This is a genomic window from Oerskovia sp. Root22 (genome assembly GCF_001429135.1).
Taxonomy (GTDB): Bacteria; Actinomycetota; Actinomycetes; order Actinomycetales; family Cellulomonadaceae; genus Oerskovia; species Oerskovia enterophila.
Window position 1 is genome coordinate 538,092 of record NZ_LMIL01000001.1, and the last position, 18,655, is coordinate 556,746.

Annotated in this window: 13 protein-coding genes and 2 pseudogenes; 6 read left to right on the forward strand and 9 right to left on the reverse strand. The window is 72.5% G+C overall.

Annotated features, from left to right (window positions below; all coding sequences use genetic code 11):
* Positions 1 to 42 precede the first annotated feature (42 nt).
* The 4 genes from ASE15_RS02265 (at position 43) to narI (ending at position 7,283) form a co-directional block, all read left to right on the forward strand.
* Positions 43 to 3,996: a nitrate reductase subunit alpha gene (locus tag ASE15_RS02265; RefSeq protein ID WP_056760924.1), complete on the forward strand. Its 3,954-nt coding sequence runs from the start codon at positions 43 to 45 to the stop codon at positions 3,994 to 3,996.
* A gap of 73 nt (positions 3,997 to 4,069) precedes the next feature.
* A complete protein-coding gene (gene narH / locus ASE15_RS02270; RefSeq protein WP_056644755.1) occupies positions 4,070 to 5,776 on the forward strand; it encodes a nitrate reductase subunit beta in 1,707 nt (568 codons plus the stop codon).
* A complete protein-coding gene (gene narJ, locus ASE15_RS02275) occupies positions 5,776 to 6,525 on the forward strand; it encodes a nitrate reductase molybdenum cofactor assembly chaperone (RefSeq protein WP_056644753.1) in 750 nt (249 codons plus the stop codon). Before narH ends, narJ begins: the two co-directional genes overlap by 1 nt.
* Entirely contained in the window at positions 6,522 to 7,283 is a 762-nt protein-coding gene (narI, locus tag ASE15_RS02280) for a respiratory nitrate reductase subunit gamma (protein ID WP_056644751.1), read from the forward strand. The genes narJ and narI overlap by 4 nt, the downstream gene beginning before the upstream one ends.
* Before the next feature lie 75 nt (positions 7,284 to 7,358).
* On the opposite strand, the gene ASE15_RS02285 is transcribed toward narI, so the two are convergent.
* From ASE15_RS02285 to ASE15_RS02320, 9 genes and pseudogenes are all read right to left on the reverse strand, one after another.
* Complete coding sequence (locus ASE15_RS02285) at positions 7,359 to 8,480, reverse strand: pirin family protein (protein ID WP_056760928.1); 1,122 nt, start codon at positions 8,478 to 8,480, stop codon at positions 7,359 to 7,361.
* Between the two features lie 577 nt (positions 8,481 to 9,057).
* Entirely contained in the window at positions 9,058 to 10,056 is a 999-nt protein-coding gene (locus tag ASE15_RS02290; protein ID WP_056644746.1) for a hypothetical protein, read from the reverse strand.
* Between the two features lie 141 nt (positions 10,057 to 10,197).
* Positions 10,198 to 10,764 carry a DinB family protein gene (locus ASE15_RS02295; protein WP_056644743.1) on the reverse strand — a complete coding sequence of 189 codons (567 nt, stop codon included), beginning with the start codon at positions 10,762 to 10,764 and terminating at the stop codon, positions 10,198 to 10,200.
* Positions 10,765 to 10,814: 50 nt separating this feature from the next.
* Entirely contained in the window at positions 10,815 to 11,111 is a 297-nt protein-coding gene (locus ASE15_RS02300; RefSeq protein WP_056644741.1) for an antibiotic biosynthesis monooxygenase, read from the reverse strand.
* 85 nt (positions 11,112 to 11,196) lie between these two features.
* Complete coding sequence (locus tag ASE15_RS02305) at positions 11,197 to 12,639, reverse strand: sugar porter family MFS transporter (RefSeq protein ID WP_056644737.1); 1,443 nt, start codon at positions 12,637 to 12,639, stop codon at positions 11,197 to 11,199.
* Between the two features lie 439 nt (positions 12,640 to 13,078).
* A pseudogene (locus ASE15_RS21790) lies at positions 13,079 to 13,264 on the reverse strand (DUF779 domain-containing protein); the annotation flags it as partial.
* A gap of 228 nt (positions 13,265 to 13,492) precedes the next feature.
* Positions 13,493 to 13,774, reverse strand: a pseudogene (locus ASE15_RS21795) (DUF779 domain-containing protein); the annotation flags it as partial.
* A gap of 99 nt (positions 13,775 to 13,873) precedes the next feature.
* The gene (gene adh, locus ASE15_RS02315) at positions 13,874 to 15,397 is read right to left on the reverse strand and encodes an aldehyde dehydrogenase (RefSeq protein ID WP_056644733.1); all 1,524 of its coding nucleotides are present in this window, start codon (positions 15,395 to 15,397) and stop codon (positions 13,874 to 13,876) included.
* A 191-nt stretch (positions 15,398 to 15,588) separates the two neighbouring features.
* Positions 15,589 to 16,950 (reverse strand): helix-turn-helix domain-containing protein, encoded by a 1,362-nt coding sequence (locus tag ASE15_RS02320; RefSeq protein WP_056644730.1) that lies wholly within the window; start codon positions 16,948 to 16,950, stop codon positions 15,589 to 15,591.
* Positions 16,951 to 17,086: 136 nt separating this feature from the next.
* Between ASE15_RS02320 and ASE15_RS02325 the strand changes: the two genes are divergently transcribed.
* A complete protein-coding gene (locus tag ASE15_RS02325) occupies positions 17,087 to 17,692 on the forward strand; it encodes a TetR/AcrR family transcriptional regulator (protein WP_056644728.1) in 606 nt (201 codons plus the stop codon).
* A 37-nt stretch (positions 17,693 to 17,729) separates the two neighbouring features.
* Entirely contained in the window at positions 17,730 to 18,548 is an 819-nt protein-coding gene (locus tag ASE15_RS02330) for a CPBP family intramembrane glutamic endopeptidase (protein WP_056644725.1), read from the forward strand.
* Positions 18,549 to 18,655: the final 107 nt, after the last annotated feature.

An 18,655-nucleotide genomic window follows, 5' to 3' on the forward strand; every position in this document is an offset into this window, starting at 1 on the left:
GACGAACGTACACGCACGGTCCTGCTCGCCCCAGGAGGTCGCATGTCGCAGTCCACCGTCCCCGGCCCGGGCACCGCCGCCCGCGCCGCGGGCGCCGCACGCCCTGAGTCCCCCGGAGGTGGTGGTGAGGACGCGCTGCTCCGGCTCGGCAAGCACCTGCGCCGCGGGGAGGTCTCGCCCGACCTGCGGCAGCTGTTCCTCCAGGGGGGCCGCGAGGGCGACGTCTTCTACCGGGACCGGTGGTCGCACGACAAGGTCGTGCGCTCGACGCACGGCGTGAACTGCACGGGCTCGTGCTCGTGGAAGGTGTACGTCAAGGACGGCATCATCACGTGGGAGACGCAGCAGACGGACTACCCGTCGGTCGGCCCGGACTCGCCCGAGTACGAGCCGCGGGGCTGCCCGCGCGGCGCGGCCTTCAGCTGGTACACCTACTCGCCGACGCGGGTCCGGTACCCGTACGTGCGCGGCGTGCTGCTGCGCGCGTTCCGGGACGCCAAGGCCCGCACGGGCGACCCCGTGCGGGCGTGGGCCGAGGTCACGGGCGACCCGGAGACCGCGCGCGCGTACAAGCAGGCGCGCGGCAAGGGCGGCCTGGTCCGGGCGTCGTGGGACGAGGCCGCGGAGATCGTGGCGGCGGCCCACGTCCACACGATCAAGACCTACGGCCCGGACCGCATCGCGGGCTTCTCCCCCATCCCGGCGATGTCGATGGTCTCGCACGGCGTGGGCGCGCGGTTCATCTCGATGCTGGGCGGCGCGATGCTGTCCTTCTACGACTGGTACGCGGACCTCCCGGTCGCCTCGCCGCAGGTGTTCGGCGACCAGACCGACGTGCCCGAGTCGGCCGACTGGTGGAACTCCTCGTACTGCATCATGTGGGGCTCGAACATCCCCGTGACCCGCACGCCGGACGCGCACTTCATGGCCGAGGCGCGCTACCGCGGCCAGAAGGTGATCGTGGTCTCGCCCGACTACGCGGACAACACCAAGTTCGCGGACGAGTGGCTCGCGGTGCACCCCGGCACCGACGGCGCGCTGGCCCTCGCGATGGGACATGTCATCCTGCGCGAGTTCCACGTGGAACGTCGCACGGCGCCGTTCGTGGACTACCTGACGAGGTTCACGGACTCGCCGTTCCTCGTGACGCTCACGCCGAGCCCCGCGGGCAGACCGGGCACAGCGGGCACGTCGAGCACAGCGCCCGACGGCGCCGCCCGCCCCGCGGGGGACGTCACCTACGTCCCGGGCAAGTTCCTCACCGCGGCCGACCTGGCCGACGACGTCCTGCCGGGCGCCGCGAGCGCCGCGAACGCGGCCTTCAAGCCCGTCCTGCTCGACGCCGACGGCTCGCCCGTGATCCCGAACGGCACGCTGGGACACCGGTTCGGCGAGGCCGACGAGGGGAAGTGGAACCTCGACCTGGAGGGCGTCGAACCGCTGCTGTCGGTCGCGGACGGCCACACGTCCGCCGGGCCCGACCCGCTGACGGGAGCGGCGCCGTCGGGCCCGGGTGGCACTCGGGTCGAGACCGTGCGCGTGGACCTGCCGCGCTTCGACCTCTCGCCCGACCCCGACCAGGGCGAGACCGGGAGGCACACCGGCGGCGCGGGCTCGGTCACGCGCGGCGTGCCCGTCCGGCGCGTGGGCGGGCACCTGGTGACCACGGTGTTCGACCTGCTGCTCGCCCGGTACGGCGTGAACCGCGAGGACCTGGACCTGCCCGGGGAGTGGCCCTCGGGCTACGACGACGCGGACTCCCCCGGCACCCCGGCGTGGCAGGAGCAGTTCACGGGGGTCCCCGCGGCGGCGGCCGCACGGATCGGGCGTGAGTTCGCGGACAACGCCGAGAGGTCGGGCGGGCGCTCGATGATCATCATGGGCGCCGGCGCCAACCACTGGTTCCACGCCGACACGATCTACCGGGCCATGCTCGCGCTGACGACCATGACGGGCTGCCAGGGCGTCAACGGCGGCGGCTGGGCGCACTACGTCGGGCAGGAGAAGTGCCGACCCGTCACCGGGTGGGCCCAGTACGCGGGCGGCCTGGACTGGTCGCGGCCCCCGCGCCAGATGATCGGCACGGCGTTCTGGTACGTCGCGACCGACCAGTGGCGCTACGACGGGCTGCCCGCCGACGCGCTCGCGACACCGCTGGGCTCGGGCATGTTCGCGGGCCGGACCACGGCCGACTGCCTGGTCGAGTCCGCGCAGCGCGGCTGGATGCCCAGCTACCCGACGTTCGACCGCAACCCGCTCGACCTCGTGGACCAGGCCGAGGCGGCCGGGGCCGAGCCTGCGGACTACGTGGTCTCCGAACTGCGCAGCGGCGCGCTCAGGTTCGCGGTCGAGGCCCCCGACGCCCCCGAGAACTTCCCGCGCTGCGTCACGGTGTGGCGGGCCAACATCCTGGGGTCCTCGGGCAAGGGCAACGAGTACTTCCTCAAGCACCTGCTCGGGACGGACTCCGCGGTGCTCGCGGACGAGTCCGCGCCGGGGCGGCGCCCGCAGTCGATCGAATGGGCCGAGGAGGCGCCGCGCGGCAAGCTCGACCTGCTCACGACCCTCGACTTCCGCATGACGAGCACCACGCTGTTCTCCGACGTCGTGCTGCCCGCGGCCACCTGGTACGAGAAGCACGACCTGTCCACGACCGACATGCACCCGTTCGTGCACTCGTTCAACCCCGCGATCAGCCCGCCGTGGCAGACCCGCACCGACTTCGACATCTTCCACACGATCGCGAAGAAGATCAGCGAGTACTCGGTCGAGCACCTGGGCGTGCGCAAGGACCTCGTGGCCGCGCCCCTGCTGCACGACACCCCGGACGCCATGTCCGTGCCGCACGGCACGATCGTCGACTCGGGCGCGGGGTCGGCGTCCCGTCCCCTGGTCCCGGGCGTGACCATGCCCAAGCTCGTCGTGGTCGAGCGCGACTACCCGGCGTTCGCCGACCGCATGGCCTCGCTCGGTCCGCTCACCGAGAAGCTCGGCATGGTCACCAAGGGCGTCCAGTTCTCGCCCGGCGAGGAGGTGCGGGTCCTGGGGCAGAAGAACGGTCTCGTGCCCTCGGGCCCCGCGGCGGGGCGCCCGCGGCTCGACAAGGACACGCACGCGTGCGAGATGATCCTGGCGCTGTCGGGCACGACCAACGGTCGCCTCGCGGTCCAGGGGTTCGAGCACGTCGAGAAGCGCACGGGCGTCGAGCTCGCGGACCTCGCGCGCGACGAGCAGGGCAAGCGCGTCACGTTCCCCGACGTCCAGTCCCGCCCGACGACGGTCATCACCTCTCCCGAGTGGTCCGGCTCGGAGCACGGGGGTCGCCGGTACACCGCGTTCGCGATCAACGTCGAGCGGCTCAAGCCGTGGCACACCCTCACGGGGCGCCAGCACTTCTTCCTCGACCACGACTGGATGACCGAGCTCGGGGAACAGCTGCCCGTGTTCCGGCCGCCGCTCGACATGCACCGCCTGTTCCCCGACTCCCCGCCCCTGGGCGACCGTTCCCCGAGCGGGTACCCCGGCTCGGAGGGCCAGGCCGAGGTCGCGGTGCGGTACCTGACCCCGCACTCCAAGTGGTCCATCCACTCGGAGTACCAGGACAACCTGTTCATGCTCTCGCTCTCGCGCGGCGGGCCGAACGTCTGGATGTCGCCGCGCGACGCCGACAAGATCGGGGTCCGCGACAACGAGTGGATCGAGGCGTACAACCGCAACGGCGTGGTCGTGGCCCGGGCCGTGGTCTCGCACCGCATGCCCGAGGGCACGGTCTACATGCACCACGCGACCGACCGCACGATCGACGTCCCGCTCGCCGAGACCTCGGGGCTGCGCGGCGGCATCCACAACTCGCTGACACGTGTGCTGCTCAAGCCCAGCCACCTCGTCGGGGGCTACGCGCAGCTGGCCTTCGCGTTCAACTACCTGGGCCCGACGGGCAACCAGCGCGACGAGGTCACGACGATCCGCCGCCGCTCGCAGGACGTGACGTACTGATGGGCGCCCCGCAGAGGCGTCCCGGCCCTCGCCGCCGTCCGCTGGCGTACCGATCCGACCAGGAGGTGGCACCGTGCGCGTGATGGCTCAGATGTCGATGGTCATGAACCTCGACAAGTGCATCGGGTGCCACACGTGCTCGGTCACCTGCAAGCAGGCGTGGACGAACCGTACGGGCGTCGAGTACGTGTGGTTCAACAACGTCGAGACGCGGCCCGGCCTCGGCTATCCCCGGACCTACCAGGACCAGGAGAAGTGGCAGGGCGGCTGGGTCCGGACCAAGCGCGGGAAGCTCAAGCTCCGCGCGGGCGGACGGGCCAAGAAGCTCGCGACGATCTTCTCCAACCCCAAGCTCCCCTCGATCCACGAGTACTACGAGCCGTGGACGTACGAGTACGACATGCTGCTCTCGGCCCCGCAGGGCCCGCACACCCCCGTCGCGAAGCCCAAGTCGCTGCTCACGGGCGAGGACATGAAGATCGAGTGGTCGGCCAACTGGGACGACGACCTGGGCGGGTCCAAGGAGACCATGCAGGACGACCCCATCCTGCAGCACATGAGCGAGCACGTGGCCTCGGAGTTCGAGCAGACGTTCATGTTCTACCTGCCCCGTATCTGCGAGCACTGCCTCAACCCGGCGTGCGTCGCGTCGTGCCCGTCGGGGGCCATGTACAAGCGGGCCGAGGACGGGATCGTCCTGGTGGACCAGGACCAGTGCCGCGGGTGGCGCATGTGCGTCACGGGCTGCCCGTACAAGAAGGTCTACTTCAACCACAAGACCGGCAAGGCCGAGAAGTGCACGCTGTGCTACCCGCGCCTCGAGGTCGGCCTGCCCACGGTCTGCTCCGAGACGTGCGTGGGGCGCCTGCGCTACCTGGGCCTGGTCCTGTACGACGCCGACCGCGTGACCGAGGCCGCGTCGGTCGAGGACGAGCACGAGCTCCTCGAGTCCCAGCGCTCGGTGTTCCTGGACCCGCACGACCCCGAGGTCGTCGCCGCGGCCCGGGCCGAAGGGATCCCCGAGGACTGGATCGCGGCCGCCCAGGCCTCCCCGATCTGGGCCCTCATCCAGAAGTACCGCGTGGCGCTGCCGCTGCACCCCGAGTACCGGACCATGCCCATGGTCTGGTACATCCCGCCGCTGTCGCCCGTGGTCGACGTGGTCGGCTCGTCGGGAAACGACGGCGAAGACCCGCGCACCCTGTTCGCGGCGATCTCCAAGCTCCGCATCCCGCTCGAGTACCTCGCGGGGCTGTTCACCGCGGGCGACACCGTGCCGGTCGAGCGCACGCTGCGCCGACTCGCCGCGATGCGCTCCTACATGCGCGACATCAACCTGGGCGAGGAGCCCAACGAGGCCATCGCCCGCGCGGTCGGCATGACGGGCACCGAGATCCAGGAGATGTACCGCCTGCTCGCGATCGCCAAGTACGAGGACCGCTACGTCATCCCCACGGCGCACCAGGAGATCGCGCGCGAGCTCGAGGAGATCAGCTGCTCGCTCGACTTCGACGGCGGTCCCGGGATGGGCGGCATGGGCGGCGCCGGGCCGTTCGGCTCGTCGAGCGGGACACCGGTGCCCGTCGCGGTCGAGAACTTCCACGTCCTGCAGGCCCGCCAGACGGCCGACTCCCCCAACGGTCCGTCGACCTCGGGGCGCGTCAACCTCCTCAACTGGGACGGCAACGGCCGGCCCGCGGGCCTGTTCCCGCCGGGCACTCCCGACGGGGCCGAGGGCCCCGGGCAGGACACCTCGGGCGACGGAACGGCGGCCCGCTGATGGGACTGTTCACGAGGTCGCCCTCGACCACGTTCCTGCCCCGCCCGACGGCGCGCACCCCGCTCCTGGAGCCCCTCGCCCCGGTTCGGGCCACGCCCGCGCAGCGACGCACCACGCACATGGCCGCCTCGCTCCTGCTCGACTACCCCGACGCCGGGACGCTCGCCGCCGCGCGCGAGGTGCGCGACGTCGTCGGGCAGCTTCCCGACGCCGTGCAGGCGCGGCTCGACGCGTTCCTCGACGACCTCGAAGCCGGCGACCCCGCGGCGCTCGAGGCGCGCTACGTCGCGACGTTCGACCTCAAGCGCAAGTGCTCGATGTACCTCTCGTACTACGCCGCCGGGGACACCCGGAAACGCGGCATGGCGCTCGTGCGGTTCGTGCAGGCCTACCGCGCCGCCGGGTGGGAGGTCGACGGCGAGGAGCTGCCCGACTACCTGCCCATGGCCCTCGAGTTCTCCGCGCGCGCCCGGTCCCGCGACGAGGAGCGCATCGCCGCGGGCCTGCTCGGCTCGCACCGCCAGGGCATCGAGGTGCTGCGCTCTGCGCTCGCTGCCATGGCCAGCCCGTACGCGCTCGTGGTCGAGGCCGTGTGCCTGACCCTGCCCCCGCTCGACGCCGAGACCGAGCGGCGGTACCTCGAGCTCGTGACCTCCGGGCCGCCGACCGAGATGGTCGGGCTGTCGGCCATGGGACCGCTCGAACCCTTCGCCCCCGCGGGGGCGCCCTCCGAGGAGGTACGACGATGAACGGTGCGAGCACGGGGAGCATCCTGCTGTGGGTGGTCTTCCCCTACGTGACCTTCGCAGTGTTCGTCGTCGGGTCCGTGTGGCGGTACCGCTACGACAAGTTCGGCTGGACCACGCGGTCGAGCGAGCTCTACGAGAAGAAGCTGCTGCGGCTCGGGTCGCCCATGTTCCACTTCGGGCTGCTGTTCGTGATCCTCGGGCACCTCATGGGCCTCGTGATCCCCAAGACGTGGACCGAGGCCGTAGGGATCAGCGAGGGCGCCTACCACTTCGTCGCGACGTACATGGGTGCGCTCGCCGCGCTCGTGCTCGTCGCGGGGCTCCTCATCCTCATCTACCGCCGACGGACCACGGGCCCGGTGTTCCTCGCCACGACGCGCATGGACAAGGTCATGTACGTGTTCCTCGCGGCGTCGATCGTGCTCGGGACGTGGGCGACGGTCCAGACCCAGCTCCTCGCCGCGAACCACGGGTACGACTACCGCGAGACCATCTCGCCGTGGTTCCGCTCGCTCTGGTACTTCCAGCCGCAGCCCGAGCTCATGGCAGGCGTGCCCGCCGCGTTCCAGCTCCACATCGTCGCGGCCAACCTGCTGTTCATCCTGTGGCCCTTCACCCGGCTCGTGCACGCGTTCTCGGCGCCCGTGCCGTACATGTTCCGGCCCTACATCGTGTACCGCTCGCGCGACGCCGCCGTGGCGTCCCGTGAGCCGCGGCCCGGCTGGGACCCGTCGGAGCGGCCAGGAGCGAAGCGGTAGGTCTGCGGCGCGCCACGCCAACGAGGTCTGACCTCTCAGCACTGATCGCGGCGTCCGCCGTCTTCGTCGACGACCTCAGACGGGCCGCCTGCGCGGCACGAGCCGGATGTCCGGCAGCACCGGGGCCGGCAGCGGCCCGCCGTCGTACCCCACGACCTCTCCGAACCGCCGGCCTGTCGCCCCCGCGGCGTACCGCGTGCCGCCGTCTCCAGGGACCGGCACGGGCACCTCCGCCCCGCTCGCTCCGGGCGCGCCCGCCTCGTCGCCCTGGGCGACCTCCACCTGGGCCATCCAGTCCGCACGCGCGGCCGCGACGTCGTCGTGCGAGCGGCCCACGAAGTTCCACCACATGACGATCTCCTCGGCGAACGGCTCGCCGCCGATCAGCACAGCGCGCACGGGGCGCTCGCCCGCTGACACCGTCACCGTCGAGCACCCCGGCTCGACGTAGCCGAGCGACGCGACAGGCACCAGCACGCCCTCGAACGACGCGTCGCCGGTGTCGACGAGCAGCGCGTGCTCGAACCGCGGATCCACCTCGACCTGGACCGAGGCCCCCGCGGGCAGGTCGACCTGCGCCCCGACCAGGGGCGTGAAGACCGTCGCGGTCGACCGCAGCTCGACGCCGCCCACGCTCAGCGAACCCACGAGCACCTGGACCCGCTCGCCCCTCGGCCCGCTCCACAGGGGCAGGTCGCCGTGGTGCTCGAAGAACGGCTCGTCGCCGAGCCGGTCCCCCGGCAGCGCGACCCACAGCTGCACCCCGTGCAGCAGAGGCGGCCGGAGGCCCGCGGGCGACTCCTCCGAGTGCGAGATGCCCCGCCCGGCCGTCATGAGGTTGAGCTCGCCCGGCCGTACGGTCTGCAGCGAGCCGACCGAGTCGCGGTGCAGGATCTCGCCCTCGAAGAGCCAGCTCACGGTCTGCAGGCCCGTGTGCGGGTGCGGGGGCACCTGCATGCCGTCGGAGGCCGAGACGTCGTCGGGGCCGTAGTGGTCCAGGAAGCACCACGCACCCACGAGCGAGCGAGCGCGCTGCGGCAGGGTGCGGCGTACGTCCATGGCGCGGGTCCCGCCGAGCGGGACCTGGCGGTGGTCGAGGATCTCCACGCGCGGCGAGGTTCCGGGGGTGCCCGACGACGGAGCGTGGCTCCCCGCAGCACACACCTCTTCGCGGGGCCGGGTCTCGAGGTTGCTCATGGGTCGAGCGTAGGCGCGCGCCCGGACCGGGGCCCACCCGGGCGTGCGAGGGGCCCGTGACTCAGCGAGGCCCCCGACAGCTGCCGGGGGCCTCGCTGATGACCGTGTGCCCTGTGCGGTCGGCCGCAGGGGTAGGCCGGCCGGGCTCCGCGTCGACGTCGCGGCTCGACGCCTCCCCCGCGACGTACCGAAGTCCGTCCCGGTCTCCTTGGGAGGTGTCTCTCACGATCGGTCTTCCGGTCCGCTGGAGACCTGCGTCGTCACCCGCAGCTCGGGGCCTTGCGGCCACGAGACGTCCCACCGTTTTCCGGTCGACCAGGGTCCCTCGGGGTTGTGGTTCCAGCGTCCTTGCCGGTCCGTCCTCCCATGCGGGAGAGCGTCGTCGGGGCTGCCTCGTCCGTACCCGTCGGAGCCAACACTGTCGTTTCTAGTCCTGTGCCGGGGCCCGCGGCAAGACCTCCGCACGAGGTATTTCTGCCCGGGCCGAGACCACAGGTTCGTCCACAACCGGAGGCCCGGCCCCACGGAGTTACCCACAGGCTTGTGCACAGAATCTGTGGACAACTCTGGGGACGGGTCACACCCAGAAGCGGGCCGTGCTCACCGCCGCGATGCGTTCGTCCACCTCCGCGGACGTCACCTCGAAGCCGCCGTCGTCCACGAGCACGCCGGCCGCCCGCCCCTGCAGGACCGACGCGAGCCGGGCCACCGAGGCCCGCATCCGCGAGCGCGCGATGAGGTGCAGACCCGACGGCTCCTCGACCTCGAGCTCGTACGGGTCCGCCGGGACCCAGCTCATGCGGTACGCGAACGGACCGTACTCGCGCCAGTCCAGGGCACCGAGCACCGCCGGGACCACGTCCACCTTGCGCACCACGACCCGCAGCGCGCCGTCGTAGGCCGTCTCCCCGTCGAGCGCGTAATCGACCAGACGGTCCGGGCGCTCCACGACCTCCACGACGCGCGCGCCCGGGACCACGGTCTGGAGCGAGCCGAGCGCGGCATCAGGGGTCAGGGCCTGCGCGCTGTAGAGCGTCAGGTCGACCGCAGCCGCGGGCTCGGGCGCGAGCGGCACCGCGCCGTCGACGAACAGCGTGCCCCCGACCTTGCGCGCAGCGGCCACCATCCACCGCAGCACCCGCAGCTCCACGTCGTCCGGGAGCCCTGCGGCGAAGACCCGGGCAAGGCCGTCGCGGTCGTCGACCTCGGCCGGGAGCCGGTCGCGCGACCGGTGCGCCACGCGCACGGCCCACAGCTCGGCGACCGACGAGGCCAGGTCCAGCGCGAGCGACTGCGGCGCCGGGACCACGAACGGCCCCACGACCTCCACACCCTCGGTGAGCCGCAGCACCCCGGGGCGACGGACGTCGTCGGGCACCACGCCGCGGAAGCGGGCACCTGCCATGGGACGCTCCGCCGGACCGCTCGACGGCTCGCTGACCCACCCCGCCTCCGGGAACCAGGCCGTGGCGAGCGCCTCGATCCCCGGACGCGCCACGCCACGCGAGCGCGGCAGCGCGAGCAGATGGTCACTGCTGTACATCTCGGGGACCGACCCCGTCAGAGGAAGCGTCATGACGTGACGCTAGACGGGGCGACGACCGCCAAGAATGCCGGGAGGTTACGGGCGTGGGTCGTGCGCGGGACGCCGGGTGGGCCGACGGGGCTCGTCCTGGCCTGGGCGGGCCGGGTGGCCTGACGGTCGCACGGGCGGACGTCAGGTGGTCGGCGCGCCCACGTCGTGCAGGTGGTGGACCACGTCGTGCAGGAAGTACTGCCCGAGCGTGCGGACCGTGAAGACCGAGCCGTTCGAGCGACGTCCCGGGCGCTCCCAGTCGTCGGGCCCGACGGCGTCGAACCGGCCCGCGACCCGGTCGCCCGCGAACGCGAGCTCGCGCGACAGCACCTGCGGGTCCTGGCTCGCGTAGTCACCCTCGACCGCGGCGGCGTCCTGGTCCCAGTTGGCGAACTGCGGGTCGTCACCCTCGACCATCGACGCGAGCCGCACGTCGAAGATGCCGAACACGTCGCGCACGTGCGCCGCGTACTCGAGCGGGGACCACGTGTGCTCGTCCGGGCGCAGCGTCGCGTCGGGACGCTCCAGGACCTCCTGCCACCGCGGGACGGCTGCGCGTACCGCGGGGCCCACCTGGTCCGGGTCCACGCTCGACGACACGAATCCGCACTCCGGGCACGGGCGCTCGAGCACCCACGTCCAGTCCTTGGTGTCCGGGGTGATCCCCGTGGGGTCCTGCGGGGTGGGCGGGGCGGGCGTCGTCGTCATGCACGGAATGGTAGGCCCGCGCCCGGCGAGCGTGAACCCCTGCCCGGTGCTCAGGCAGCAGGTGGCGGGATCTCGTCGAGGAGCAGGACGTCGAGAGGCTCCTGCATCCACTCCGTGAACGGGACGCCATGGATCAGGTCGAACAACGCGTCCTCGCCCGCTGCGAAGGCCGCGGGGGACTCCCACGTGGTGGTGACCACGATCCGCTCGCCGTCGCCCTCGGACCACACCACGGCCTCGACGATGCCCGAGAGCTCCCGCGCGGCCCCGGTCACGCGCTGGAGGTACGCCACGGTCGCCCCCCGGAACTCGTCCTTGGGGCGGTGCACGATGACCTGCGTGAACATCGGCGGCCCTCCCCAGGTATCCGATCCAACGCTACGGTTCCCGCCAGGGCCCGGGGAAGCGCCCGACAGGGTGAGATCCTGGACGTCACCCCGCCCGGGCCCCGTCCCCCATCTGCTCGAGGGTCCGGCCCTTGGTCTCGGGGAGGAACCGCAGCACGAAGAACACCGCGAACGCCGAGATCGCCGCGAACGTCCCGTACGTCGCGGGCAGCCCCCACGACTCGCTCACGACGGGGAACGAGCGCGTCACGCCGTAGTTCACGAACCACTGCACGGCCGTCGCGACCGCGAGCGCCGTCGCGCGGATCGAGTGGGGGAACATCTCGCCGAGCAGGACCCAGCCGAGCGGCCCCCACGTCAGGCCGAACGAGACGACCATGAGGTTCACGGCCACGAGCGCGGTCATGGCCCACACCTGCGGGAAGACCAGCTCGCCCGAGACCGACGTCGTCGCGTGCCCGAACGCGAAGGCCGTGACCGCGAGCGAGACCGCCATCCCGACCGATCCGGCCGCGAGCATGGGGCGGCGCCCGAACCGGTCCGCGAGCCCGATCGCGACGACCGTCACGGCGATGTTGACCGCCGCGGTCACGAGCGACATGGTCAGGGCCCGCGACTCGGTGAAGCCCACCGACTCCCACAGCGACGTCGAGTAGACGAACACCGCGTTGATGCCGCTGAGCTGGATGAGTGCGGCCACGCCCAGCCCGATCCACACGATGGGCTTGAGACCCAGCGCCGAGCCGCGCAGGTCGCGCAGCGACGTCGTCGCGTGCTCACCGATCGAGGCCCGGATCTCGTGCACCGTGTCGTCGACCTCGCGGTCACCGACACCCGTGAGGCGCTGCAGGACCGCCTTGGCCTCGTCCTCGCGCCCCTGGGACACCAGGTAGCGGGGCGACTCGGGCAGGCGGAACGCGGCGAGCGCGTAGAGCGCGGCGGGGACGAGCTCGGCGAGGAACATCCAGCGCCAGGCCGGGAGGCCGCCCCACAGCTCGTGCGCCGCACCGCCGGCCGCGCGGGCCATGGCGAGCCCGGCCGCGAGCGCCACGAAGATCCCGATCGTGATGAAGAGCTGCTGGAGCCCGCCGAGCCGCCCGCGGGCCCGCGCCGGGGCGACCTCTGCGATGTAAGCCGGGGCCATGACCGAGGCCGCGCCGATCCCGACCCCCGCGAGCAGGCGCACGGGCAGCAGCAGAGCGACCGACGGGGCGAAGGCTGCGAGCACTGCGCAGACCCCGAACAGAAGTGCCGAGAGGACCATGACCTTGACGCGCCCGAGGCGTTCCGAGACCGAGCCTGCGAACCACGCCCCCACCGCGCAGCCCAGCAGCGACAGCGAGGCCACCATGCCGCGCATGCTCGCGGTCAGCTCGAAGTGCTCGCTCAGCGCACCGACGGCCGAGTTGACGACCGAGGTGTCGAACCCGAACAGGAGCCCGCCGAGGGCCGCCGCGAGGCACGCGAGCACGACCCGGCCGGGGACGCGGGCGGGGACGGGCGGGGCCACGGGTGGTTCGGGGGTCATGGTCGGAACCCTGCCATGCGACGGGTGGCCGGGCACGGTGGCGAGGTGTGATGCGCGGCGGGTGCGAGCGGCGTGCGCGGGGGACGTACGGTCCGGGGCGCCGGGCGCTGGGTTCGGGCGCCGTCCGCGGGGGACGTACGGTCCTGGGCGCCGGGCGCGTCGCGAGGGCCGCGGGCCTGATGAGCCACGAGGAGCACGGGCCCCGATGAGTTGTCAGAACTGAGCCGGGGTATGCCCCGGCTCAGTTCTGACAACGAATCCTCGGCCGTGCGACCTGTCAGAACCTGCCAGGTGCATGGCCCGGCTCGGTTCTGACAACGAATCCTCGGCCGTGCGACCTGTCAGAACCTGCCAGGTGCATGGCCCGGCCCAGTTCTGACAACTCGTCGGGGTGCTGGCCCCTCGCCAACTCGTCGGAGCCCCGGACCCCGCCCACCCGTCAGAACACCTGGCCCTCGAGCGCCGCCGACTCCTCGTCCGAGAACAGCCTCGACCGGATCATGAACCGCACGCCCTCGGGCGCCTCGACGCTGAACCCCGAACCCCGTCCCGGGACCACGTCGACCGTCAGGTGCGTGTGCTTCCAGTACTCGAACTGGTTGCGGCTCATCCAGAACGGCACGGTGAACGTGGGCCCCCCGGCCCGCGTCTCGTCGCCCGCGAGACCCGGTGCCCCCGCAGGCTCCGACAGCACGTGCCCCGAGACGGCGGCCGACAGCACCGTCGCCGCCCCTCGGGGTGCCGTCGGCCCGGGGCCCGGAACCACGGGACCCGGCGGCACCACGAGCGCAGGGTCGTCCGACAGTCCTCCGAGCGGCAGGGCGTCGGGCACGTCGGCCAGGGCCGAGTACGAGTCCGTGACCACCAGGTCCCCCAGGTGCACGTCGGCGTCCGACGTGAGGAACTCCCCCTGCGGGTAGCACATGGGCGACGAGCCGTCGCAGCACCCGCCGGACTGGTGGAACATGAGCTCGCCGTACTGCACACGCAGCCGTGCCAGGAGCTCGGCAGCACCCTCGGTGAGGGTCACCCGCTCGGGCGGCTCGCCGGCCGGGACGCCCACCGCCCCGCCCGGCACGATCCCCACCGCCCCCGGTGCGGTGACCTGCGGGGCGGGCGTGACGTCGTCGGGCATGGTTCCTTCTTCCCTCGTGGCGGACGGTCCGGACGGTGCGCACCACCGCGTGCGGGCCCGGGACTCCCCGGGACCCGCACGCGGTGGCCTGCGCCAGGCCTAGAAGAAGCCGAGCTTCGAGGCCGAGTAGCTGACCAGGAGGTTCTTGGTCTGCTGGTAGTGGTCGAGCATCATCTTGTGGTTCTCGCGGCCCACGCCCGAGCCCTTGTACCCGCCGAACGCCGCCGCCGCCGGGTACGCGTGGTAGCAGTTCGTCCACACGCGGCCCGCCTGGATCTCGCGGCCCGCCCGGTAGGCGATGTTGGCCTCGCGCGACCACACGCCCGCGCCCAGGCCGTACAGGGTGTCGTTCGCGACCGTGATCGCGTCGTCGAAGTCCGCGAAGTCCGTGACCGCGACGACGGGCCCGAAGATCTCCTCCTGGAAGATGCGCATCGAGTTCTTGCCCTCGAAGATCGTCGGCGTCACGTAGTAGCCGCCCGCGAGGTCGCCGCTCATCTCCGCCCGCGTGCCGCCCGTGAGGACCTTGGCGCCCTCGGCCTTGCCGATGTCGATGTAGCTGAGGATCTTCTCGAGCTGGTCGTTCGACGCCTGCGCGCCGATCATGGTCTCGGTGTCCAGGGGGTTGCCCTGCTTGACCGCCTTGGTCCGCTCGATCGCGTCGCCCAGGAACGAGTCGTAGATCGACGACTGGATGAGCGCGCGCGACGGGCACGTGCACACCTCGCCCTGGTTGAGGGCGAACATGGTGAACCCCTCGAGGGCCTTGTCGTAGAAGTCGTCCTTCTCGCGCGCCACGTCCTCGAAGAACAGGTTGGGCGACTTGCCGCCCAGCTCGAGCGTGACCGGGATGATGTTCTGGCTCGCGTACTGCATGATGAGCCGGCCCGTCGTGGTCTCGCCCGTGAACGCGATCTTGCGGATGCGCGGGCTCGACGCGAGCGGCTTGCCCGCCTCGACCCCGAACCCGTTGACCACGTTGAGGACGCCCGGGGGCAGCAGGTCCCCGATGATGTCGATCAGGAACAGGATCGACGCGGGCGTCTGCTCGGCGGGCTTGAGGACCACGCAGTTGCCCGCCGCGAGCGCGGGGGCCAGCTTCCACACCGCCATGAGGATGGGGAAGTTCCACGGGATGATCTGCCCCACCACGCCCAGCGGCTCGTGGAAGTGGTAGGCGATGGTGTCCTCGTCGATCTCGGAGATCGAGCCCTCCTGCGCCCGGATCGCGCCCGCGAAGTAGCGGAAGTGGTCGATCGCGAGCGGGATGTCCGCGGCGAGCGTCTCGCGCACGGGCTTGCCGTTCTCCCACGTCTCGGCGACCGCGATCTTCTCGAGGTTGGCCTCCATGCGGTCGGCGATCTTGTTGAGGATCACGGCGCGCTCGGTCGCCGTGGTCTTCCCCCAGGTGCGGGCGGCGCCGTGCGCGGCGTCCAGCGCGCGGTCGATGTCCTCGGCCGTGCCGCGCGCGACCTCGGTGAAGGTGCGGCCCGTGACGGGGCTCGGGTTCTCGAAGTAGCGGCCGCTCGCCGGGGCGACGTACTCGCCACCGATCCAGTGGTCGTAGCGAGACCTGTACTCGGCGATCGCCCCGGGGGTACCGGGTGCTGCGTAGACGGTCATGTGCGTCTGCCTCCTTGCAGTGCTCCGTGCCGTGCGCGGCCCGCGTGGTGTCGGCTGCCTGCCGGCCGACGCGGTCCGCAGCCCGTGGCGCACCGTTGCGCCGGGCTGGTCAGGACGCTACGGGCGCCAGGGTTGCAGGAGGGTTGCAGTCACGGTGTCAGCTCGAGCGCGGGTCGGTCCGGGAGGGCGCCTCAGCCCAGCGCGCGGTCCAGCAGCGCGAGACGCGCCCTCGCGCGCGCCGCCGCGGGGCTGCCCGGTGCAGCCAGGGCCGCGAGCCGTCGCCACGCCGCGTGGTCGTCGGCGCCCTCGTCGCTCGCGAGCCAGCGCCCCACGGCCCCCGGGTCGCCCGACGCGAGGACCGCCCCTCGCACCTCGGCCGAGAGCTCGTCACGCAGCTGCTCGACCCCCGGCGCGACCGACCTCGGCAGCACGGGACCCGCGTACGCGGTCAGCGCGCCGTGCACGTCGCCCACCGCGAGCAGGTCGCGGACCGTGTCGAGGTCCGTGCGCAGCGGCCCGCCCAGCCGGTACGGTCGCGATCCGCCCAGCAGCGGCCCTACGGCCCGACGCAGGCGCGACACCTCGGCCCGCACCGTGACGTCCGACAGCTCGCCCGGGTGCAGCAGCACGGCCAGCTCGTCCGCACCGAGCCCCCGCGGGTGCGCGGCGAGCAGCAGGAGGATCTCGCTGTGGCGAAGGCTCAGGCGGCCCGACGGCGCAGCGTGCGTGCCGCCGTCGGGCACCGTCGCGTACGTGGCCGGGCCGGGCCACCCCGCGGCTGCCCCCGGTGCCGCGCGCAGGACGCCGCCCGAGCGGCCCAGGACGTCGAGCTGCGGGGCGCTCGCGGCCCCCGTGAGCCGACCGCCGGGCGCGACGTGCTCGGCGAGCTCGCGCTCGACCGCCGCGACCGACGCCCGCACGAGCGAGAGCACGAGTCCCGACCCCGCGACCCGGCCTCCCGTGACGTCCAGGACGCCCAGGACACGGCCCGTGTGCAGGTCGCGCACGGGCGCGGCCGCGCAGTTGAACGACTGGACGGGGCGCGTGAAGTGCTCGGCGCCCAGGACCTGGACCGGGCGGCCCGTGGCGAGCGCGGTGCCGGGAGCGTTGGTCCCGACGCGCTCCTCGCGCCACACCGCCCCCTCGACGAACCCGATGCGTCCCACCTGGTCGCGCACGCTCGAGCTGCCCTCGACCCACAGGAGGCGGCCGGCATCGTCGGTCATCGCGACGACCGCGCTCTCGCCCGCGAGGCCCGCGACCAGGAGGTCGCGCACGATCGGCATGGCCCGTGCGAGCGGGTGCTGCGACCGGTAGGCGCCGAGGTCGAGGTCGGTGATCGACGTGTCCGGCTGGGGCGAGTCGGGGTCCACGCCGCTGCGTGCGCTGCGGCGCCACGACTCGGCCACGAGGGGACGGACGCCGGGCGGGAGCGCGCCCGTGCTGAGGAAGGCCTCGCGGGCCGCGCGGACGGATGCGGGCCGGGGCGTGGCGCCCGGGCCGGGGCGTGCGGCGGGACCGTCGGAGCGGGCGGGTGCACGATGGTCGGTCATGGTCGCCTTCCTCCGACGTCCTTGTCGGGTCGATCCGGGGCTGCTGCCAGTGTAGGCAGCCGCGCCGCCGGGAGGGCTCAGGAGCCGCAGGATCTCGCGAATTAGCATTCTGACAGCAAGTGCCTATGATGTCAGCATGCCGAAGATCATCGGCGGTTCGCTCCACGAGCACCGCGCACAGACCCGTCAGAAGCTCTTCGCGGCGCTCTCGAACCTCATGATGGACCGCGGTTTCGACGCGATCTCGCTCGCAGACATCGCCGCCGCGGCGGGCGTGGGACGCACCGCGGTGTACAACCACTTCCCCGACAAGGAGTCGCTGCTCCTGGGGTTCATCACGCACGAGACCGAGCAGTACGTCGGCACCCTGGAGCGCGCGCTCGAGGGGGTCGACGACCCGGTCGAGCAGCTCCGCACCTACATCCGCCAGCAGGCACAGCTCAAGCGCGTCTTCCACCTGGCCCCCGGGCCGGACCTGCGCACCGTGCTCTCGCGCGGCACGCAGCAGCGCCTGCGCGAGCACGCCGTGATCGTCGAGGACACGCTGCGTCGCATCCTGACCGCGGGCATCGCGTGCGGCGAGTTCCCCGAGCAGGACCTCGGCACCACGGTCCAGCTCGTCAACGCGTGCCTCTCGGGCCGCCTCATCCCCGAGGACCCCGCCCAGCGCGAGCGCGCGATCGAGGCCACCGAGGCGTTCGTCCTGCGGGCTGTCGGGACCCAGGAGCTCGTGGCCGGTTGAGGTTGACACCCCGCACGATCGGCTGCGAGCCTGCGGCGTGACCCCGACCGCCCCGGCCCCCGCGGCCCGCGCCTTCCTCGCCCCGACCCTCACGTTCGTCCTCGCGACGTTCGTCGCGTCGGGCGCGATGCTCCTCGTCCAACCGGTCTCGGGGATCGACCCGTCGGTGCTCGCCCTCGTCCAGCTCGGCCCCGCGATCGGGGCCGGTCTCACGTTCGCGATCTTCCGGGGGCGCCTCGCGCCGCTGCTGCCGAGCGCAGTCCCTCGCCGTCAGGTCGTCGCCCACCTGGTCCTGGCGCTCGCCGCGTGCCTGCTCTACTGGGGCGTGCTCGTCGTGACGCTCCTGGTCCAGGGCGAACCCCTCGAAGGGGTGCACGCGACCGCGGGTGTGCCGTTCGCGCTCCTCCTGCTCACCTACCTGGTGGGCGCGGCCGGCGAGGAGATCGGGTGGCGCGGCATGCTCCAGCCGCTGCTCGAGAACCGGTTCTCGCTCCTGGTCGCGAGCATCGTGACAGGCCTCGTGTGGGGCGTGTGGCACGTGCAGATCTTCACCGAGGGGCCGGTCGTGATCGTGGGCTTCCTGCTCGCGACCGTGGCCCTGTCGGTGCTCATGGGGCACTTCGGACGAGGCACCGTGCGGCAGCGCGTCGCGCTCGCGACCCTCGTGCACTGGCTCGTGAACGTCGCCCTGCTGCTCACTCTCGGAGACCGGCACTCGACCCCCGACGGAACCGTCGCGAACGCGATCGCCGCGCTCGTGACGACAGCCGTGTTCATGGCCATGTTCGCCGCGGCCCAGCGCAAGCGCGGCAAGAGCGCGCTCGTGGCGCGGCGGACGCAGGACGTCGCGGCGTAGGACGTCCCGACGACGGGGCGCGCGTGACTGCCCGGGCCGGCCTCCGCCGTCGGGCCGTCGCATGGGGCCGCACCCGACACCCTGGCCGGAGCGCCGCCGTCGGGCCG

Excerpts from the sequence above, each read along its gene's own strand:
- ASE15_RS02265 (WP_056760924.1), top strand. The coding sequence starts at position 43 with ATGTCGCAGTCCACCGTCCCCGGCCCGGGCACCGCCGCCCGCGCCGCG.
- narJ (WP_056644753.1), top strand. The coding sequence starts at position 5,776 with ATGGGACTGTTCACGAGGTCGCCCTCGACCACGTTCCTGCCCCGCCCG.
- narI (WP_056644751.1), top strand. The coding sequence starts at position 6,522 with ATGAACGGTGCGAGCACGGGGAGCATCCTGCTGTGGGTGGTCTTCCCC.
- ASE15_RS02285 (WP_056760928.1), bottom strand. The coding sequence starts at position 8,480 with ATGAGCAACCTCGAGACCCGGCCCCGCGAAGAGGTGTGTGCTGCGGGG.
- ASE15_RS02290 (WP_056644746.1), bottom strand. The coding sequence starts at position 10,056 with ATGACGCTTCCTCTGACGGGGTCGGTCCCCGAGATGTACAGCAGTGAC.
- ASE15_RS02295 (WP_056644743.1), bottom strand. The coding sequence starts at position 10,764 with ATGACGACGACGCCCGCCCCGCCCACCCCGCAGGACCCCACGGGGATC.
- ASE15_RS02300 (WP_056644741.1), bottom strand. The coding sequence starts at position 11,111 with ATGTTCACGCAGGTCATCGTGCACCGCCCCAAGGACGAGTTCCGGGGG.
- ASE15_RS02305 (WP_056644737.1), bottom strand. The coding sequence starts at position 12,639 with ATGACCCCCGAACCACCCGTGGCCCCGCCCGTCCCCGCCCGCGTCCCC.
- adh (WP_056644733.1), bottom strand. The coding sequence starts at position 15,397 with ATGACCGTCTACGCAGCACCCGGTACCCCCGGGGCGATCGCCGAGTAC.
- ASE15_RS02320 (WP_056644730.1), bottom strand. The coding sequence starts at position 16,950 with ATGACCGACCATCGTGCACCCGCCCGCTCCGACGGTCCCGCCGCACGC.
- ASE15_RS02325 (WP_056644728.1), top strand. The coding sequence starts at position 17,087 with ATGCCGAAGATCATCGGCGGTTCGCTCCACGAGCACCGCGCACAGACC.